12 protein-coding genes and 2 riboswitches are annotated in these 16,395 nt (G+C 69.1%); of the genes, 6 read left to right on the forward strand and 6 right to left on the reverse strand.

Annotation, left to right across the window (positions count from 1 at the left end):
* Positions 1-158: 158 nt before the first annotated feature.
* A complete protein-coding gene (locus N4R40_RS03175) occupies positions 159-1,640 on the reverse strand; it encodes a DHA2 family efflux MFS transporter permease subunit (protein ID WP_261605916.1) in 1,482 nt (493 codons plus the stop codon).
* 219 nt (positions 1,641-1,859) lie between these two features.
* Here N4R40_RS03175 and N4R40_RS03180 point away from each other — a divergent pair, with 219 nt between their 5' ends.
* The gene (locus N4R40_RS03180) at positions 1,860-2,486 is read left to right on the forward strand and encodes a DUF1345 domain-containing protein (RefSeq protein WP_261605917.1); all 627 of its coding nucleotides are present in this window, start codon (positions 1,860-1,862) and stop codon (positions 2,484-2,486) included.
* A 64-nt stretch (positions 2,487-2,550) separates the two neighbouring features.
* Positions 2,551-4,611 carry an ABC transporter ATP-binding protein gene (locus N4R40_RS03185; protein ID WP_261606208.1) on the forward strand — a complete coding sequence of 687 codons (2,061 nt, stop codon included), beginning with the start codon at positions 2,551-2,553 and terminating at the stop codon, positions 4,609-4,611.
* Between the two features lie 95 nt (positions 4,612-4,706).
* Here the strand turns inward: N4R40_RS03185 and N4R40_RS03190 are convergent, their stop codons facing one another.
* Genes N4R40_RS03190 through N4R40_RS03210 form a run of 5 tightly spaced genes read right to left on the reverse strand, consistent with a single transcriptional unit; the run spans position 4,707 to position 10,422 of the window.
* The gene (locus tag N4R40_RS03190; RefSeq protein ID WP_261605918.1) at positions 4,707-5,843 is read right to left on the reverse strand and encodes a cysteine desulfurase family protein; all 1,137 of its coding nucleotides are present in this window, start codon (positions 5,841-5,843) and stop codon (positions 4,707-4,709) included.
* On the reverse strand, positions 5,843-6,700 hold the full coding sequence (gene nadC / locus N4R40_RS03195; RefSeq protein WP_261605919.1) for a carboxylating nicotinate-nucleotide diphosphorylase: 858 nt from the start codon (positions 6,698-6,700) through the stop codon (positions 5,843-5,845). The genes N4R40_RS03190 and nadC overlap by 1 nt, the downstream gene beginning before the upstream one ends.
* A complete protein-coding gene (nadB, locus tag N4R40_RS03200) occupies positions 6,694-8,394 on the reverse strand; it encodes an L-aspartate oxidase (protein WP_261605920.1) in 1,701 nt (566 codons plus the stop codon). The genes nadC and nadB overlap by 7 nt, the downstream gene beginning before the upstream one ends.
* Positions 8,391-9,704, reverse strand: coding sequence for a quinolinate synthase NadA (gene nadA / locus N4R40_RS03205; protein WP_261605921.1), 1,314 nt, complete (start codon positions 9,702-9,704; stop codon positions 8,391-8,393). The genes nadB and nadA overlap by 4 nt, the downstream gene beginning before the upstream one ends.
* Positions 9,705-9,717: 13 nt before the next feature.
* Entirely contained in the window at positions 9,718-10,422 is a 705-nt protein-coding gene (locus N4R40_RS03210; RefSeq protein WP_261606209.1) for an NUDIX hydrolase, read from the reverse strand.
* A 113-nt stretch (positions 10,423-10,535) separates the two neighbouring features.
* On the opposite strand from N4R40_RS03210, the gene N4R40_RS03215 reads away from it, so the two are divergent.
* The 4 genes from N4R40_RS03215 to gcvP all read left to right on the forward strand — a co-directional run bounded on the left by N4R40_RS03215 (position 10,536) and on the right by gcvP (position 16,342).
* The gene (locus N4R40_RS03215) at positions 10,536-11,720 is read left to right on the forward strand and encodes a MarP family serine protease (RefSeq protein WP_261605922.1); all 1,185 of its coding nucleotides are present in this window, start codon (positions 10,536-10,538) and stop codon (positions 11,718-11,720) included.
* 39 nt (positions 11,721-11,759) lie between these two features.
* Positions 11,760-11,867, forward strand: a riboswitch (glycine riboswitch).
* Between the two features lies 1 nt (position 11,868).
* Positions 11,869-11,957: riboswitch (glycine riboswitch) on the forward strand.
* Between the two features lie 52 nt (positions 11,958-12,009).
* On the forward strand, positions 12,010-13,107 hold the full coding sequence (gcvT, locus tag N4R40_RS03220) for a glycine cleavage system aminomethyltransferase GcvT (RefSeq protein WP_261606210.1): 1,098 nt from the start codon (positions 12,010-12,012) through the stop codon (positions 13,105-13,107).
* Entirely contained in the window at positions 13,104-13,487 is a 384-nt protein-coding gene (gcvH, locus tag N4R40_RS03225; RefSeq protein ID WP_261605923.1) for a glycine cleavage system protein GcvH, read from the forward strand. The genes gcvT and gcvH overlap by 4 nt, the downstream gene beginning before the upstream one ends.
* Before the next feature lie 53 nt (positions 13,488-13,540).
* Positions 13,541-16,342 (forward strand): aminomethyl-transferring glycine dehydrogenase, encoded by a 2,802-nt coding sequence (gene gcvP, locus N4R40_RS03230; RefSeq protein ID WP_407665830.1) that lies wholly within the window; start codon positions 13,541-13,543, stop codon positions 16,340-16,342.
* Positions 16,343-16,395 lie beyond the last annotated feature (53 nt).

The following is a 16,395-nucleotide window of genomic DNA, read 5'->3' on the forward strand; positions in this document are numbered from 1 at the left end:
TACGATGGAGGAATGGCTACCTCGAACCTCCCCGCGCCCACACTTCAGCCCGTCCCGGACGAGAAGAATCTGCTCGTCGTCGCCGAAGAGGGTGAGTCGTGCTGCGGCGGGGGATGCTGCAGCTCCAACTGACCTGACGGCGCACCGCCGCCGGCACCTCAGTGCGCGGCGGGCAGGCCGTCCGGCGAATCCGCAGGCTTGCGGATCAGGAACGCGCTGATCAGCAGCGGCATCCCGATGATCGCGGCCAGCAGGAACGCGGTGCGTGCGCCTTCGGCGCCGGCCGCCGCCTCGGGGGCACCCGACTCGACCGCGGCGGCGCTCACCGACGACATCACCGAGATGAGTACGGCGATACCGGCGGCGCCGGCGACCTGTTGCACGGTCGACACGGTCGCGCTGCCGTACGAGTAGAAGCGCGGTTCGAGCGAGCCGAGCGATGCCGTGAACAGCGGCGTGAACGACATCGCGAGGCCGATCGAGAGCACCGTCTGGGCGATCACGATCATCCACACCGGCGTCGATTCGGTGAGCATCGTGAACGACCACAGCACCGCGAGCACGAGGATCGTCCCGGGCAGAAGCAGCACGCGCGTGCCGTGACGGTCATAGATGCGCCCGATGACCGGACCGAGCAGGCCCATGGCCAAAGCGCCGGGCAGGACGGCCAATCCCGATTGGCTCGCCGAGAGGCCGAGCGTCCCCTGCAGGTAGAGGGGAAGCGCCGTGATCACGCCGAAGAACGCCAGCGACATCACGGCGAAGTGCGCGACCGACAGCGAGAAGTTGCCCGACCGGAAGATGCGCAGGTCCAGCAGCGCATCGTCCTTCTTCTGCAGCACGACCTGGCGCCACGCGAACAGTCCCAGTGCGACCGCGCCGATGGCGAGGGCGACGACGAGCGTTGTGGTGGATGCCGCGGCCTCTGCCGCTGTGCCGTGTCCGCCGCCGATCTGCGTGAGCCCGAAGACGAGTCCACCGAAACCCAGCGCCGACAGGATGACGGAGGGGACGTCGATCGGGGCGTGGGTCTGTTCGCCGATGTTCGGGATCCATCGCACACCGATCAGCAGCGCCGCGATCGCGATCGGGAGCACGATACCGAAGATCCAGCGCCACGTGAGGTTGTCGAGCACGAGCCCGGCCATGGTCGGACCGATCGCCGGGGCGAGGGAGATCACGACGCTGACGCGCCCCATCATCCGTCCGCGCAGGTGCGGCGGGACGACGGTCATGAGGGTCGTCATGAGCAGAGGCATGACGATCGCGGTGCCGGATGCCTGGATGACACGGCCGACGATGAGGACCTCGAAACCGGGCGCGATGAGGGCCACCAGGGTCCCCAGTGTGAACAAGCTCATCGCAGCACCGAACATCGTGCGCGTCGTGAAGCGGCGGAGCAAGAACCCCGTGGTCGGAATGACGACGGCCATCGTGAGCATGAAAGCGGTCGTCAGCCACTGTGCGGCCACCGCGGTGATGCCGAGATCGGTGATCAGGTGGGGGATCGCGACCCCCATCGTCGTCTCGTTGAGGATCGCGACGAAAGCGGCGATGAGAAGAAGCCAGATGACGCGGTTCTGCTCGGGGGTGATCGTGTTCCCCGGCGGAGCGGTCGTGATGTTGGCGGGCGCGGTCATGCGGGTCTCCTCGGTGACGTGCAAGCAGGGGAGCGCGCCGCGGACAGCCGGGCGAACCTCACCCACAACTCTCAGGCGCGGCCGGGCATTCCCGGATGACCGAAGATTCTCGTGAACGGCCACCCCACGGGAGTGTCGTGTCAGTCGTCGCCGGTGTGATCGGATGTGCGGTCGGTGTGGGTCATCTGTCCGCCCTCGTTCGGTGGCACGATCGGGGATATGCGGACGACAGCGTGGGTGCGGGGTCTCGTGAGCGCCCTTGCCGGCGTGGCGATGGCGGTGTTCGTCTCACCGGGGCTGGGCCTTGCGGCGGGGCTGCTGGCCGGATGGTCGGCGCTCTGTCTCGTGAGCGTCGTGTGGATCCTGACGGTCACCTGGTCGATGGACGGGCCTGCGACGCGGGCGCACGCGACGGGCGAGGACCCGGGCCGATCGATCGCCCGCGGCATCGCGGTCGTCGGCAGCATCGCGAGCCTCAGCGCCGCCGCGGTCGTGCTCATCCAGACCCGCGACGTCGACTCGTTCCGCGCGTCGCTGCTCGCCGCCGTCGCAGTCGTCGCGGTCGTCGCGTCGTGGGCGCTCATCCAGGTCGACTACATGCTCCGCTACGCGCACGTGTATTTCAGCGAGCCGGTCGGGGGAATCGACTTCCATCAGGATCACGACCCGTGTTACGTCGACTTCGCCTACTTCTCCGTCGGGCTGGGGATGACCTATCAGGTCGCCGACACCGACGTCTCGACGACCGCGCTCCGACGCGTCGTGATCGCGCAGACGATGCTCGCGTACCTCTTCGGCGCTGTGATCCTCGCCACCGTGATCAACCTCATCGCCGGACTCGGCTGACCACGCTGCGGTCGCCGCGACGACCGCAGCGTCGTGAGACGCGCCTAAGCTGACCCGCATGGCAATGGGCGGAATGGGCGGCGGTCGCCCCATGGGCGGCGGGTTCCGCGGCGTCGACGAAGCTGCGCAGAAGAAGCTGAACGCCGAGGCGCCCGACATTCCCGATCTCGGCGCCCGAGTGATCGCCCTGTTCCGGCCGTATATCGGCCGGATCATCATCACCGGCATCCTCGTCATCGCCGGCGCGAGCCTCGGCGTGATTCCGCCGCTCATCGTCCAGCGTGTCTTCGACGATGCACTCTTCCCGGTCGACGGGGGCGCTCCCGATCTCGCCCTGCTGGTGCGGCTCGTCGCCGCCATGATCGGCCTCTTCCTGCTGTCGGCCGTGCTCGGCGTCGCGCAGACGTGGTTCACGTCGACGGTGGGGAACGCGGTCACCGGCGATCTCCGCGTCAAGCTCTTCGAACACCTGCAGGCGATGGAGCTGGGCTTTTTCACCCGCACCAAGACCGGAGTGATCCAGTCGCGCCTGCAGAACGATGTCGGCGGCGTCTCAGGAGTGCTCACGAACACGGTCACCAGCATCCTCGGCAACATCGTGACGGTCGTCTCGGCGCTCGTCGCGATGGTGCTCATCGACTGGCGACTGACGCTGATCGCGGTGTTCATGATGCCGATCCTGATCTTCGTCCAGCGCCGTGTCGGCCAAGTGCGGGCCCGGATCGCCGGGCAGACCCAGGAATCGCTGTCGGAGCTGACTTCGATCACGCAGGAGACGCTCAGCGTCTCCGGCATCCTGCTGTCGAAAGCGTTCAACCGGCAGCGCACCGAGTCGGCCCGTTACCGCGAGGAGAACACGAATCAAGTGCGGTTGCAGGTGCAGCGCGCGATGAGCGGTCAAGGATTCTTCGCCGTCGTGCAGGTGATGATGGCCTCTGTCCCGGCCGTCATCTACCTCGTGTCGGGGTACCTCATCGCCGGCGGGAGCGACACGATCACGGCGGGCACAGTCGTCGCGTTCACGACGGTGCAGGCGCGACTGCTCATGCCGCTGATGTCGCTCATGCGCGTCGCGCTGGATCTGCAGACGTCGCGGGCACTGTTCGCGCGCATCTTCGAGTACCTCGACCTGAAGCCGGCCATCATCGATCGCCCCGGAGCGATCACGGTCGCCGTGGCTCCGGGGCCGGTGGGCCAGATCGAGTTCCGCGATGTCGTGTTCCGGTATCCGGATGCCGCCCCCACGGCGCGTCCGACTCTGGGCGGCGTTTCCTTCGTCGCCGAACACGGGCAGCACGTCGCGTTCGTCGGGCCCTCGGGGGCGGGAAAGACCACGATCCTCTACCTCGCCCCGCGTTTGTACGAGGCCTCGGGGGGAGCTGTCATGTTCAGCGGCTCCGACGTGCGCGACCTGACGCAAGAGTCGATCGTCGACCATGTCGGGATCGTCTCTCAGGAGACCTATCTCTTCCACGCGACGATCCGCGAAAACCTCCGCTACGCCAAGCCCGACGCGACGGATGCCGAACTCGAAGTCGCGTGCACCGCAGCCAACATCCACCACATCATCGCGGGGTTCGAGCACGGCTACGACACCGTCGTGGGTGAGCGTGGCTATCGCCTGTCGGGTGGCGAAAAGCAACGGATCGCAATCGCGCGGGTGCTGCTCAAGGACCCTCCTGTGCTGTTGCTGGACGAGGCGACGAGTGCGCTGGACACGGTGTCGGAGCGCGTCGTCCAGGAAGCGCTCGACAACGCCGCCCGCGGACGGACGACCCTGTCGATCGCGCATCGGCTCTCGACCGTCATCGGCGCCGACGTGATCCATGTCATCGAGGCGGGGCTCATCGTGGAATCCGGGACGCACACCGAACTGCTCGCGCGCGGAGGGCTGTACGCGGAGCTCGCCGCGCAGCAGATGGCGGCCGCCCAGATCGAGGGCATCGACGCCGCGGCCGGACCCCGGGACCATCCCGAGCGTCGGGCCGACCGTGAGCCGGCCGGCGCGGCGGGTCAGGATGCGGCGCTCCTCCTCACAGCGGAGCTGAGCGACACGGGCGCCCTCCCGGTGCTCGAGCCGACGGACGATGGGCTCGTCGATCCACCGGCGGCCCACCGGCCCTGACCATGGGGATCTTGTGAGGGCATAGGGGGCAGGATTGGTCGCTGGGATGCCGGTGATGCGACCAATCGTGACCGTGATGTGCGCGTCAGGACAGGTCAGCCGCCCACGGTGGCGACGGCTGCGGCGACGGCATCGGCCACCGGGCTGAGGTCGCCGCGAAGCGCGTGCCCGAAGCTGAAACGGACGGACGTCTGTGCGACCTCCGGCGGGATCCCGAGCGCGAGCAGCACGTGCGACGGCTCATCGCTGCCGGCGGCGCACGCCGACCCGCTGGACGAAACCACACCGCGGCGTTCCAACTCGAGCAGCACGGCCTCGCCGCTCGTCCCGGCGAACGTGAAGCTCGCGGTGCCGGGGAGCCGGTGGATGGGATGCCCGGTGAGCCGGGCCGTGGGTACCTGGGCGAGGACGCGGGTGATGAAGTCGTCACTCAGGGCGGCCACGTACGTCGCGGCTTCGGCGCGTTCCGCCTCGGCGAGCTCCAATGCCGTGGCGAACGCGATCGCGCCCGCGACGTTCTCGGTGCCGCTGCGGCGGTCGCGCTCTTGTCCGCCGCCGTGCAGGAGCGGCTCGAGGGGGAGCCGCCCACGGACGGCAAGCACGCCGGTGCCTTGCGGGGCGCCGATCTTGTGACCGGCGATCGACAGCGCATCAGCGCCGGTTCCTTGAAGTGGCAGCCAGCCGGCGGCTTGCACGGCATCGAGGTGGAGCGGGACGCCGCCCGCGGCTGTCACCCGAGCGAGCGCCGCGACATCCTGCACGGTACCGATCTCGTTGTTCGCGTACCCGATCGTGACAAGCGCGGTGTCGGGACGGATCGCTGCGGCCACAGCATCCGGATCGACCCGGCCGTCACCGTCGACCGGTACGCGGGTGACCGCGTAGCCGTGGACGCGCTCGAGGTATTCGCAGGACGCGAGCACGGCCTCGTGCTCGATCGGCGTCGTGATGAGGTGTACGGGCGTGCCGCGCCGGAGTGCCGCCCCGATCGCCATTCCCTTGATCGCGAGATTGTCGGCCTCCGTGCCCCCGGCCGTGAACACGATATCCCCAGCGCGCATGCCGAGAACCGTCGCGACGCGCCGTCGGGCATCTTCCAAGGCGGCGGCCGCCGCCTCGCCGACCGTGTGGTGGCTTGAGGGGTTGCCGAACCGATCCGTCAGGTACGGCAACATCGCCGCGAGCGCCTCCGGGCGGACCGGGGTCGTGGCGGCATGGTCGAGGTAGAGCATCAGGCGGGGTCGACCCGCACGTCGAGTCCGAGGTCGAGCGCGCGCGCGGAGTGGGTGAGCGCGCCGACCGAGATCACGTCGACGCCGGTCTCCGCGATCGCGCGGACCGTCTCCAGCGACACCCCGCCGGATGCCTCGACGGTTGCGCGCCCGGCAACCTGCGCGACACCGTCGCGGAGATCGTCGAGCGAGAAGTTGTCGAGCATGATGGTGCCGATCCCGGCCGCGAGCACCGGCTCGATCTGGTCGATCCGGTCGACCTCGACTTCGACATGGGTTGTGTGGGGCAGGCGGGAGATCGCCGCGCGGAGCGCTTCGGTCAGGTCGGTCCCGTCCGCCGTGAGGACGGCAAGGTGGTTGTCCTTGGCCATGACGGTGTCGGACAGCGAGAAGCGGTGATTGCGTCCTCCGCCGGCGCGCACGGCGGCGCGTTCGAAGGCGCGGAGTCCGGGAGTGGTCTTGCGCGTGTCGGCGATGCGGGCATCCGTGCCGGCGACTTCGGCGACGTAGCGGGCGGTGAGAGTGGCGATGCCGCTCATGCGCTGGACGAAGTTCAGCCCGATTCGCTCGGCCTGCAGCACGCCGCGTGCGGGCCCCGACACGGCGGCGAGCACGGTGCCCGGCTCGAAGGCATCGCCGTCACCGACCCGCAGCGTGACCTCGATCTGCGGGTCGGTGAGCGCGAATGCGGCGGCGAAGACGTCGCCGCCACTGAAGACACCGGCTTCGCGGGCGACGAGGTCCGCGGTCGCGGTCGCTGACGCGGGGATCAGATACTGGCTTGTCAGATCGCCCCAGGGAGCGTCTTCTTCGAGGGCAGCACCGACGACGCGGTCGATATGGGCGCGACTCAGCATGCGGTCATCTCCCTAGCGCGGTCCGTATTCAGGAAAACGTCCGATGGAACGATCGATTCCGGCGGACTGTCGGCTTTTTCGTCCCGTGGAGACTGAATTCGGTCCGGGGTCGGGGCCCGGGTCGGGGCGGGGGTGGGCGAGGCGGTGGCATCGCGGCGGTGGTGGGCGCCGATCGATCCGCTTCGCGCCTGGGCCGCGGCGACGAGGACGTCGGCCACGAGCAGGAGGTTCGCATCCTCGAGCTGGGCCTCGGTCTCCGTCGGCTGCGGCTGCGCTCGCCAGGCCGCCAGCACCGAGGCAGCGCGGGCAAGGCCGTCGGCGTCACGGACGAGCCCGGCGTCCTCCCACAGGAGTTCCTGCAACGCCGTCCGCGTGAAAGGGCGTGCGGCACCGGGCGTGGCGGCGGCGGGTCGCTGCGTGACGGGGGATGCTGCGAGCGCCCAGGTGCCAGAACTGAAATCTGACGCGATCACATCACCCGCTCGCGCGCCGAAGACGGCGCCTTCGAGCAGCGAATTGGAGGCCAGTCGGTTCGCTCCGTGCACCCCGGTGCGGGCGACTTCGCCGACCGCATAGAGTCCGGGCATCGACGTGCGTCCGAAGAGATCCGTCACCACCCCACCCATCAGATAATGCGCGGCCGGTGTCACCGGGATCGGCTCCCGCGCCCAATCGAGCCCGCGCGCCCGGACAGCCGCGTCGATCGTCGGGAAGCGCCGGGCGAGGAACGAGGTCGTCTGCTTCCGCGTGGGGCGCAGGCCCGTCGCGTCCAGCAGAACCGGACGGCCATCCTGGTGCTCCATGGTTCCGGCGATCGCGCGCGCGACGATGTCTCGCGGCGCGAGCTCGGCATCCGGGTGGATGTCGAGCATGAACCGGCGGCCCTCGTCATCGCGCAGGACCGCGCCTTCGCCACGCACGGCTTCGGACACGAGAAACGCCTCGCCGAGGGCGAGCACCGTCGGGTGGAACTGGACGAACTCCAGGTCGGTGACGTCCGCACCCGCGCGGAGGGCCGCGGCGATGCCGTCACCGGTCGCGACCGGCGGATTGGTGGTGTGTGCGAACAGCTGACCGGCGCCTCCCGTCGCGAGCACCACGGCATCGGCGTCGACGGTGCGGCGGATGCCGGAGGCTCCGGGCGCCTCGCCGATCAGTAGGTGGACCCCGGTGATGCGGGGTTGATACCCGGGGGCTTCGCCGACGGGCCTGGAGGCGGTGGCCAGGTCGATCAGGAAGGCGTGTTCGATCACCTCCGCGCCGCTCGCGCGCAGGCGAGCGACGAGCGCCCTCTCGATCGCGGTGCCGGTCGCGTCCCCGCCGGCGTGGAGGATGCGCGGGTAGGAATGCGCCGCTTCGAGCCCCTTGACGTATGCGCCGTCGCTCTCGCGGTCGAAGGCGACACCGAGGGCGACGAGCTCGCGAATGCGATCGGGGCCTTCCTCGACCAGCACACGGACCGCGTCGGGATCGCTCAATCCGGCGCCGGCGATCAGAGTGTCACGGACGTGGTCTTCGGCTCGATCGTCGTCGAACATGACGCCGGCGATCCCGCCTTGCGCGTAGCGGGTGTTCGCGTGTTCGAGGACGTCCTTGGTGACGAGCGTGACGCGACACCCGGTCGCGACGGCGTGGAGCGCCGTGAGCAGTCCGGCGATGCCCGAGCCGACGACGACGACGTGCGGGACGGTCACGGCTTGGCCGCCAGCATCCGCTCGAGCGCGAGACGCGCAGGCCCTGCGACATCGTCCGGCACCGTGATGCGGTTGAGCACCTCTCCGGCGACGAGCGCCTCCAACACCCAGGCGAGGTAGCCCGGGTGGATGCGGTACATCGTCGAGCACGGGCACACCACCGGGTCGAGGCAGAAGATCTCATGCTGAGGGTGCTCGGCCGCCAACCGCTGCACGAGGTTGATCTCCGTGCCGATCGCGAACGTTGTCGGCTCCGTGGCGGCCGCGATCGCCCTGCGGATGTAGTCCGTCGATCCGGCCTCGTCCGCGGCATCCACGACATCCATCGGACACTCGGGGTGCACGATGACGCGAATGCCGGGGTGTTCGGCGCGGGCGTTGTCGATCTGGTCGACCGTGAACCGCCGGTGCACGGAGCAGAACCCGTGCCACAGGATCACCCGGGCATCGGCCAAAGCGTGTTGGTCCGATCCGCCCAGGCTCTTCCGGGGGTTCCACATCGGCATCTGCTCAAGCGGCACGCCCATCGCTTTGGCCGTGTTGCGTCCGAGGTGCTGATCGGGGAAGAACAGCACGCGGCGGCCGCGCGCGAAGGCCCACTCGAGCACCGTGCGGGCGTTGGACGAGGTGCAGACGATACCGCCGTGGCGTCCGACGAATCCCTTGATCGCGGCGGACGAGTTCATATACGTCACCGGGATCACCGGGACGAGGCCGTCGGCATCCGGCGTGTCCAGGTCGCCGTAGACCTCGGCCAGTTGCTCCCAGCATTCTTCGACCTCGTCGATCGAGGCCATGTCGGCCATCGAGCAGCCCGCCGCGAGGTTCGGAAGGATCACGGCCTGCTCGGGCCGGGAGAGGAGATCGGCCGTCTCGGCCATGAAGTGGACCCCGCAGAAGACGATTGCTTCGGCATTCGGGTGTTCCAGCGCCGCGTTCGCGAGCTGGAACGAATCACCGACGTAGTCGGCGTGCAGGACCACCTCTTCGCGCTGATAGAAGTGACCGAGGACGACGACGCGGTCGCCGAGAGAGGCTTTGGCCGCGCGGACGCGGTCGGCGAGCTCCGCTTCGGATGCTTCGCGATATTCGGCGGGCAGCTCGCCCTGCCGGGGTGCGCCCGTGGGGATCACGTCGCCCATCGACGACCCGGGGCCGTAACCGGGGCGCGCGTCGAAATCCCACGGTCCCGCGGCGAGATCGGTAGTGCACGTCTCGCCCGGACCGGTGCCGGTGACGATGGCTTGGATGCTGTGATCGACGCTCGCGTCCAACGGCCGGGGGTGCAGCGTGATGTTCATGGCGGTCATGTCCGTGCCTTATCTAGCGGAGGGCGAGTGAGGAGTGCGGGAGAGGGCCGCGGTCGGCCAGCTCGACGTCCTGGTCGTAGCGGTAGAGCCGCGCCGGGCGGTGCGGGCCGGTGCGGAAGTCTTCGGTGGGGATGAGGGTCTCGGAGTTCTCGACTTGGCGGCGGAAATTCGCGGGATCGAGAGTCCGGCCGAGGAGCGCTTCGTACACTTCGCGGAGCTCGGCCAGGGTGAACAGCTCCGGCAGCAGCCCGTGCGCGATGCGGCTGTAGCCGACCTTGTTGCGGACGCGCCAGAGGGCGTAATCGACGATGTCGTTGTGGTCGAACGCGAGTTGCGGAAGCGTGACGGCGTCGAACCAGGCGACGTTCTCCAGCTCGGTCGCCAGGGTCGTGTCTTCGCGCACGAGCGCCCAGTAGACGATCGAGATCGTGCGGGCGGGGGAGCGGCCGGTGTCGCCGAAGGCGTAGAGCTGCTCGAGGAAGCTCGGGACGAGCCCCGTCGTTTCGGCGAGGGTGCGGGATGCCGCGGGCTCCAGGTTCTCGGTGGCATTGAGCCAGCCGCCGGGGAGAGCCCACTGGCCTTCGTGGGGGTCGCGGGTCCGGCGCACAAGTGGCAGGACAACACGGGCCGGTTCCCCCGCGCGCTCGCGGCGCAGGCTGAAGATCACCGTCGAGACGGCGACCCGGATCTCATCCGTGGGCGAATCTGTTTGTGTCATCATGACCATAACCTCGGGTCCATCTTAGAGTCATATTGACCCGAAGGGCAAAGTGGGGCATCCGCTCAGAATCGGCGTCTCCGCGATTGCTAGCGTGATCGGGGGAGGTCCTCGTGCTCGTCATCGACATCATCGCGGCCGCCGCACTCCTGATCGCGTTCGTGACCGGGATCGCGCGCGGCTTCTTCGCGAGCCTCGGCACCGTCGTGGGCCTGGTGGCGGGGGCGGCTGCGGCCCTGTGGCTCGTGCCCCTTGCGACACCGGTCATCTCGGATCTTGTTCCGGCGGGCAGCTGGCGCACGGCGGCTCTGGCCGGTCTCGCGATCGCGATCGTGCTGATGGTCACCGCGATCGGCGCGGGAATCGGTGCTGCCGTGCGGCGCGGCGTCGATCGCACACCGTTGCGGGGCCTCGAACGTTTCCTCGGGGGAGCGACGAGCCTGGTCGCCACAGCTCTCGCGTTGCTCATGATCGCCTCCGGGCTCAGCACCGCCGGACTCCCGGGGATCTCGGCGGCCATCGCGTCGTCTCGCGTCATCGGCTTCCTCGACTCGATCACCCCCACTCCCGTCGACGACGCGCTCGCCGCCGCGCGCAGCGCGCTCATCGAGGACGGGCTGCCCCGCCTCGAAGCCGTCATCGGTACGATCGTCACTCCCGAAGGACCCGCGATCGCTCTCGACGACCCCGAGCTACAGACGGCATCCGCCTCGGTCGCGCGCATCAGCGGCACCGCATATGCGTGCGGTGCCACAATGACGGGCTCGGGTTTCGTCGCGGCCGACGATCTCGTCGTCACGAACGCGCATGTCGTCGCCGGTGTCGGCAGCCCGATCGTGGAACTTCCCGGCGGTTGGGTCACGGAGGGGCGGATCGTCTACTTCGACCCGATCGACGACCTCGCCGTCATCGCCGTCGACGGCCTCGACGCCGACCCCCTCCGCATCGCCGATCCCGCGGTGCCCGGCACGCAAGCGGCCTATCAGGGCTACCCGCTCGGCGGACCCTTCCGCAGCGGCACGGCCGGCGTGCTCTCGGTCGGACCGGTCCCGGTGCCCGACATCTACGACACATCCATCGCGCCGCGGCAGGTCTATGCCCTCGACGCCGACGTCCAGCCCGGTAACTCCGGAGGCCCGCTCCTTTCCGGCGACGGTGCCGTCATCGGTGTCGTCTTCGCGCGCGGCGCGGAAGGCGAGGGCCGGGGCTACGCCATGACGACGGAGGAGCTGCGCCCCGCGTTGGCGGGCGTCGATAGCGGGTCGGAGCCTGTCGCATCGGGGCAGTGCGTGCGCTGAGCGGGCGCTATGCTGGCAGGGCAACTGAAGACAGGCCGCATGACGTGTGCGGGAGAGCTCCGGCATCCGACCCTCGTGGACGGTGACGGGCACCGAAGGAGCAAGCCTCCCCGCCAATCTCTCAGGTCCGCGTACCGCTCACGTCCGGCCGCTCTGAAAAGCGATGCTTCGGCATCCGCCGACGGTGAAAGCCCGCGTTCACGCGGGTGAAGCTCTCAGGCCTATGACAGAGGGGGAGTTCACGGATGCCGAGTCCTCGGCGTCCGCCCGCCCGATCCCGGGAGAACTCGTGTCAGATCTTCGCTCCACCCCGCTCGCCGACCGCCACGCCGCGCTCGGTGCATCGCTCACGGACTTCGGCGGCTGGTCGATGCCCGTCCGCTACACATCGGACCTCGCCGAGCATCACGCCGTCCGTACCGCGGCGGGCCTGTTCGACATCTCCCACATGGCCGAGTTCACGGTGATCGGCGCCGGTGCCGGCGCGGTTCTGGACGGCATGCTCGCCGGTCGGATCTCGACCATGAAGGTCGGCAAGGCGAAGTACTCCCTGCTGCTGGACGACGAGGGCGGCATCGTCGACGATGTCATCGTCTATCGCCGCGGCGAGGAGGACTTCCTCATCATCTCGAACGCCGGCAACCGGACGCTCGTGGCCGCCGCGCTGGGCCGCTTCGTCGGTGACGTCACCGTCGCCGACCTCACCGATGAGATGTCGCTGATCGCCGTCCAAGGTCCGCTCGCGCAGCAGATCGTCGCGGCGACGGCGGATGTCGACGTCGACGGCATCGGCGACCTCGGCTACTACGCCTGGCTCGGTGGCAGCTACGCAGGCGAGGACCTCTTCGTCGCCCGCACCGGCTACACCGGTGAAGACGGATTCGAGCTCATGGTGCCGAACGCCCTCGCACCCGCGTTGTGGGACGCCCTCCTTGTCGCCGGCGCGCCGCTCGGACTTGTGCCGGCGGGCCTCGCCTCCCGCGACACCTTGCGTCTGGAAGCGGGGATGCCGCTCCACGGTCACGAGCTGTCGACCGCGACCCTGCCCGCGCAAGCGGGACTCGGCCGCGTCGTCGCGATGGACAAGGACGACTTCATCGGCAAAGACGCTCTCGTTGCGGCCCCCGACGGACTTCCCGTCCTGGTGGGCCTCGTTGCCGAGGGCCGCCGCGCCGGCCGCGCAGGCTATGCCGTGGTGGATGCCGCGGGCACTCCCGTCGGTGAGATCACCTCTGGCGCGCTCAGCCCCACCCTGGGCTATCCCATCGCCATGGCCTACGTCGCCCCCGAGCACGCCGCCGTGGGCACCGAACTCTTCCTGGATGTGCGGGGAACCCGCATCCCCGCCACTGTGACCGCACTGCCTTTCTACCGGAGGACGACATGACCGACCTGACCTCGCTCCATTACACCGACGAGCACGAATGGATCGCCCTCGAGGGTGACGTCGCGACGATCGGGGTGACCGATTACGCCGCCGACAAGCTCGGCGATGTCGTCTTCGTCGAGCTGCCGGCTGTCGGCACGAGCGTGAGCGCGGGCGATGTCTGCGGTGAGATCGAATCCACCAAGTCGGTCGGCGAGCTCTATGCACCGTTGACCGGTGAGGTCATCGAGATCAACGACGCCGTGGTCGATGACCCGTCGCTCGTGAACGCCTCCGCGTTCGGCGAGGGCTGGCTCATCAAGGTGCGTGTGGATGCCGCGGACATCGACGGTCTGATGGATCGCGACGCCTACGTCGCGCTCACGGGCGGCGAGGCGTGAGCGCTCCGTTCGCAGAACGCCACATCGGGACCGACGCAGCTGCCCAGTGGCAGATGCTCGATGCCCTCGGCTACGACAGCGTCGACGCACTCGTCGAGCGGGCGGTCCCGGCATCCATTCACGTCGACCCGACGATCGACTCGGTCCTTCCGCCCGCAGCCTCGGAGGCCGACACGCTCGCGGAGCTCCGCGATCTCGCGTCGCAGAATCGCGTCGCGCGTTCGATGATCGGGATCGGGTACTACGACACGATCACGCCGTCCGTGATCCAGCGGAACGTCCTCGAGAACCCGTCCTGGTACACGGCGTATACGCCCTATCAGCCCGAGATCTCGCAGGGGCGCCTCGAGGCGCTGATCAACTTCCAGACGATGGTCACCGACCTGACCGGGCTGCAGACCGCGAACGCGTCGATGCTCGATGAGTCGACGGCCGTCGTCGAGGGGATGCTGGTCGCACGTCGCGCGTCGAAGTCGCGCTCGAACGTGTTCCTCGTCGACGCCGACGCGCTGCCGCAGACCCGCGCGTTGCTGGATCACCGCGCTGCGGCTCTGGGGATCGAGATCGTCTTGACAGACTTCGCGGACGATGGCGCCATCGATGCCTTCGGCGCTTTCGTGCAGTATCCGGGCGCATCCGGCCGAGTCTGGGACCCGTCCGACGTGATCGCCGAGGTTCAGGCCCAGGGCGGCCTCGTCGTCGTCGCGGCCGACCTTCTCGCGCTGACCCTGCTGCGCTCGCCGGGATCGCTCGGCGCGGACGTCGCGGTCGGCACGACCCAGCGCTTCGGCGTGCCGATGGGATTCGGCGGTCCGCACGCCGGATACATGGCCGTGCGCGCCGGCCTCGAGCGTCAACTCCCGGGTCGCCTCGTGGGCGTCTCGATGGACGCCGCCGGTCACCCGGCGTACCGGCTGTCGCTGCAGACCCGTGAGCAGCACATCCGTCGCGAGAAGGCGACCTCCAACATCTGCACGGCGCAGGTGCTGCTGGCCGTCATGGCGTCGATGTACGCCGTTTACCACGGACCCGACGGGCTCCGCCGGATCGCGACCGACGTCGCCGGGAACGCGGGACTGCTCGCGCAGTGGCTGACCGAAGCCGGCAACGAGCTCGCCCACGATGAGTTCTTCGACACGGTCGTCGTCCGCACCCCCGGTCGCGCCGAACAGGTGGTCGCCGCCGCGCGCGAGCGCGGCTACCAGCTGTGGTTCCGCGACAGCGATTCGGTCGGGATCTCGGTCGACGAGACGACGTCGGTCTCCGACCTCCACCATCTGGTGCAGGTCTTCGGCGGGCCCGCCCAGCGGGCGTTCGGCTTCGTCGCGGGTGGTGGTCTCACTCACCTGCCCGACGATCTTCGACGGACCGATGGGTTCCTCACGCATCCGGTCTTCAACACGCACCGTTCCGAGACGGCGATGATGCGCTATCTCAAGCAGCTCGCCGACCGGGACTACGCGCTCGACCGCGGTATGATCCCGCTCGGCTCCTGCACGATGAAGCTCAACGCGGCGACCGAGATGGCGGCGGTGACGTGGCCGGAGTTCTCCCGCATCCATCCGTTCGCGCCGCTCGATGACGTCGCCGGTTACCTCGTGATGATCGAGCAGCTCGAGTCGTGGCTGGCCGAGGTCACCGGGTACGACGCTGTCTCGCTGCAGCCGAACGCCGGGTCGCAGGGAGAGCTGGCGGGGCTCCTCGCGATCCGCGGTTACCACCACGCCGCCGGCGACGCTCACCGCGAGGTGTGCCTGATTCCCTCGTCGGCGCACGGCACGAACGCCGCCTCGGCGGTGCTCGCCGGCATGAAGGTCGTTGTCGTCGCGTGTGACGAGGCCGGGAACGTGGACCTCGACGACTTGCGCGCCAAGATCGCGCTGCACGCCGAGAACCTCTCGGCGCTGATGATCACGTATCCGTCGACGCACGGCGTCTACGAGCAGGATGTCGTCGATATCACCTCGGCCGTCCACGCCGCCGGCGGGCAGGTGTACGTCGACGGGGCGAACCTCAACGCGCTCCTCGGGTTCGCGCGCTTCGGCGATCTCGGGGGCGACGTGTCGCACTTGAACCTGCACAAGACGTTCGCGATTCCGCACGGCGGCGGCGGACCGGGCGTCGGACCCGTCGCGGCCAAGGCGCATCTCGCGCCCTATCTGCCGTCGCACCCGCTCGCCCAGCGTGCCGAGCACGCGGGCGGGTTCGTGTTCGACGGCGGACCGATCTCCGCTGCGCCGTACGGGTCGGCATCCATCTTGCCGATCTCGTGGGCGTACATGCGGATGATGGGGGCCCCAGGCCTGCGCGCCGCGACCGGTGCCGCCGTGCTCGCCGCGAACTACATCGCGGTGCGGCTTCGCGAGTACTACCCGGTGCTGTATGCGGGGGAGGGTGGGCTCGTCGCGCACGAGTGCATCCTCGACCTCCGGCCGCTCCGCGAGGAGACCGGGGTCACGGTCGATGATGTCGCCAAGCGCTTGATCGACTACGGCTTCCACGCGCCGACGATGTCGTTCCCGGTCGCCGGGACCCTCATGGTCGAGCCCACCGAGTCGGAGGATCTCGGCGAGATCGAGCGGTTCATCGAGGCGATGATCGCGATCCACGCTGAGGCTGTGGCGGTGGCCGGCGGACGCTGGCCGGCGGACGACAATCCGCTCGTGAACGCTCCCCACACGGCGTCGTCGGTCATCGAGGGGGAGTGGGAGCATCCCTACACCCGCGCCGAGGCGGTCTACCCCGTGCACACGCTGGTGCGCACGAAGTACTGGCCCCCCGTGCGCCGTATCGACAACGCCTACGGCGACCGCAACCTGGTGTGCGCCTGCCCCCCGCCCGAGGCCTTCGCCTAACCCCCCCGCCCCCCGCCCGTTTCCACCGAGACACCATTCCTGCACCGAGACAC

This window comes from Microbacterium memoriense, assembly GCF_025398275.1.
GTDB classification, from domain to species: Bacteria; Actinomycetota; Actinomycetes; order Actinomycetales; family Microbacteriaceae; genus Microbacterium; species Microbacterium memoriense.